Here is a 505-nt window from a genome sequence, read left to right on the forward strand (position 1 = left end):
TCGTGAATCCGGTTGACATAGTCTGCCTGATACACCGTGAGTTCTGATTTTACGACGGCTTCGCCGCCGAACGCAGCCTCGCAGGCTCGACAGCTGCTACAAGCCGATCGGGCTCGGCAGCTGCTACAAAAAGCCCGCTAAATCGATAAGCGGGCTTTTTGTCGGGTGTTGGCTGTCAGGCATAACTCCTGAGCGTCTGCGGAGGAATGAACGCTTCCAGCTCATCCTCGACCGCTTCGATAATCCGCTCTACATCGGCAGCGTTCATGACCGTTGCACAAGGAATGCCGGCAATGGCGATCATGGTTTCGCCGCTGGCTCGGTCGAACAGGCGAGCAACCATGCTGCCCGGTGCATCCATGGTCGCCTCGAAACCCATGGGATGAAAATGCCAGCGCATCAGCTGGCAGGCATTTGGAAAAGTAACCTTGCTGAATGAACCTTGATTCATGTGTTGCCCACCTTCTTCATCGAGCGCTTCCTTTAGCTCATGTTAGGAGGGAAG

General features: G+C 55.2%; 1 protein-coding gene. It reads right to left on the minus strand.

Features of this window, described 5'->3' with window-relative positions; all coding sequences use genetic code 11:
- Window positions 1-175: 175 nt before the first annotated feature.
- Complete coding sequence (locus tag AC1DLB_RS31890) at window positions 176-451, minus strand: DUF1652 domain-containing protein (protein ID WP_018926009.1); 276 nt, start codon at window positions 449-451, stop codon at window positions 176-178.
- Window positions 452-505: the final 54 nt, after the last annotated feature.

Source organism: Pseudomonas sp. 05N434 (assembly GCF_056396965.1).

Coding starts and splice junctions, on each gene's coding strand:
- AC1DLB_RS31890 (WP_018926009.1), bottom strand. CDS start 451: ATGAATCAAGGTTCATTCAGCAAGGTTACTTTTCCAAATGCCTGCCAG.